This window comes from Brevibacterium rongguiense (genome assembly GCF_009857845.1).
GTDB classification, from domain to species: domain Bacteria; phylum Actinomycetota; class Actinomycetes; order Actinomycetales; family Brevibacteriaceae; genus Brevibacterium; species Brevibacterium rongguiense.
Window position 1 is genome coordinate 1 of record NZ_WWEQ01000112.1, and the last position, 2,548, is coordinate 2,548.

The window sequence follows — 2,548 nt, forward strand, 5'->3', positions numbered from 1 at the left end:
AGCGGGCCCCGGGCGACCATGCGCAGGGCGGGCGCGGGTGCCTGGGCGCGCGGCACCCCGTCGATGCGGCGCAGCACCGCGTGCTCGGGGGCCGCCGAGGCGCTGCCGGCCAGTGCGTCCCAGGCACCCACCCGCTGCAGGGCGCGCACCGCGCTCGGCCACAGGCCCAGCGCTGCGCCCGCGGCGGAGCGCTCCGGCTGTGCCTCGCAGACCTCGACGGCGAAGCGAGCGGGATCCAGCGCGGCGGCAAGCGCCAGCCCGGCGATCCCCCCGCCCACGATCGTGACCGATTCCATGCCCGCGAGCATAGCCGCGCGGCGGGGCCGGCCCGGGGCGAACGACGTAGGCTGGCGGGACATGCGGGCCGCTCGGGCCGCGCAGCCCGATGGGAGCCCGCGATGACCGATCCCGCACCCGACGGCGCCTCCGCGCAGCCCGGCACCACCGCGCAGCCCGGGCCCGCGGTGGCCCTGCCGCCCGGCTGCGAGCTCCTCATGGAGCCGCCGGACCTCGACTCCTACCTGCGGCTGCGCCGGGAGGCAGGGCTCTCCCCGGTGACGGCGGAGCAGGGCGGGCCCGCGCTTGCCCACTCGTGGGCATTCGCGCACGTGCGCCGCGCCGGTGAGGCGGTGGCCATGGGGCGGGTGCTGGGCGACGGCGGCTGGTACTTCCACATCGCCGACATGGCCACGCTGCCCGCAGCCCAGCGGCTGGGCCTGGGCCGGGCGGTGCTGGGCGCGCTGCTCGACAGGATCGCCGAGCGCGCGCCCGCCGATCCCTACATCACGCTCATGGCCGATGCGCCCGGCCGCCCGCTCTACCGCTCGTTCGGCTTCGTGCAGACGGCCCCGGAGTCCCTGGGCATGGTGCTGCGCGGCCGATCCTGAGAGGCTGGGGCGCATGTCCGATGCGCCGCGCCCCCAGCCAGAGCCCGCCGACAACCGCCTGGCCGGATCCACGAGCCCCTATCTGCGCCTGCACGCAGACGATCCGGTCGACTGGCGGCCGTGGGGTGAGGCCGCATTCGCCGAGGCCCGCGAGCGCGACGTCCCGGTCCTCGTCTCGATCGGCTACTCGACGTGCCACTGGTGCCACGTCATGGCCGGCGAGACGTTCTGCGACCCGGCAATCGGCGCGCTGCTGCGCGAGCACGTCGTGGCCGTCAAGGTCGACCGCGAGGAGCTGCCCCAGGTGGACGCCGCGTACATGGGCGCGCTCCAGGCGCTGCGCGGCCAGGGCGGGTGGCCCCTCACAGCGTTCGCCACCCCGGACGGCGCGCCGTTCTTCGCGGGCACCTACTACCCGCCCCGCCCGGCGCACGGCGCCCCCTCGTTCGCCCAGGTGGTGCAGGCGGTCGCCCTCACGTACCGCGACCGCCGCGCGGAGGTGGACCGGGTGGCCGGACAGCTCGACGCGCGGCTCACGGGCCTCGCCGAGCGCATCTCGATGGCCCTGCCCGCCGGCGAGGACCTGGCCGCCCCGGGCGCCGAGGAGCTCGACGCGGCCTACGAGCAGCTGGTCGGCGATGCCGACTTCACGTGGGGCGGGTTCGGCACCGCGCCCAAGTTCCCGCCGCTGCCCGTGCTCATGGCGCTCATCCGCTCGCTGGCGCGGGCCGAGCGCGGGCCGGAGGGCAGCGGCGGCCTGCCCGCGGACTCCGCGGCCCTGGCCTGTGCGGGCGCCGATGCGGACGTGGGCGCCGCCTGCCCCGGCCTGCCCGCACTGGGGGAGGTCCCCGAGCTCGACCGCCTGCGGATCGTGCGGCGCACACTCCTGGGCATTGCCGCCGGCGGCATGCGCGACCAGCTGCGCGGCGGCATCTGCCGCTACAGCGTCGATGCCCGCTGGCAGGTGCCGCACTTCGAGAAGATGCTGGGCGACAACGCCCTCCACCTGCGCACCGCCGTTGCCTGGCACCGGCTCGAGGCCGCCTGGGACCCGGACTCGCGCTGGACCCGGCTGGCCGCCCGCGAGGCGGCGGACACGGCGCGCTTCCTCCTCACCGATCTGGCCCTGCCCGGCGGCGGATTCGCCGCCGCCCTCGATGCGGACGCGCCCACCGCCTCGCCGCCGGACGCCCGCGGCGCGGGGTCTTCGCACGGGGCCAGCGCGCTGCGGGAGGGCGCGCACGCGGTGTTCGCCCCGGCCGACGGCGGTCCGCCGGCCGACTGGGACGACTCGCCCTACGCCCTGGCCGATGCCCCCGAGCTGGGGGGCGGGGTGCTGGTGGCGCCGGGGATCCGCGCGTGGCTGGATGGAGACGATGGTGCGGCCGGGGCAGGCAGTGCGGCTGGGGCGGATGCGGCGACCGCACCCGCCCCGTGGGAGACACCCGGGGCCCGGTCGGTGAGCGGGCGGCTGGCCGCGCAGCAGGACGCCAGGCCGCGTCCGGCCCGGGACGACAAGCTCATCGTCGAGCACGCGGGCCTGGCCGCCACGGCGCTGTGCGAGGCCGCCGCCGTCTTCGACCGGGCCGACTGGGCGGCCGCCGCGGTCGCGACGCTCACCGCGCTGCGCGCCCTCGAGGCCGCCGGCCTGCCGCGCTCGG

3 protein-coding genes are annotated in these 2,548 nt (G+C 77.9%); 2 read left to right on the plus strand and 1 reads right to left on the minus strand.

The annotated features are described in order from the left end of the window. Positions 1-296 (minus strand): NAD(P)-binding protein (locus GSY69_RS13635; RefSeq protein WP_160954374.1); only part of this gene is annotated, 296 nt, incomplete at its 3' end. A gap of 102 nt (positions 297-398) precedes the next feature. Here GSY69_RS13635 and GSY69_RS13640 point away from each other — a divergent pair. Further along, positions 399-887, plus strand: a complete 489-nt coding sequence (locus GSY69_RS13640) for a GNAT family N-acetyltransferase (protein WP_407925031.1) — start codon at positions 399-401, stop codon at positions 885-887. Between the two features lie 13 nt (positions 888-900). Beyond that, a partial coding sequence (locus GSY69_RS14295; RefSeq protein WP_202411130.1) for a thioredoxin domain-containing protein occupies positions 901-2,548 on the plus strand: 1,648 nt, incomplete at its 3' end.

Coding starts and splice junctions, on each gene's coding strand:
- GSY69_RS13640 (WP_407925031.1), top strand. CDS start 399: ATGACCGATCCCGCACCCGACGGCGCCTCCGCGCAGCCCGGCACCACC.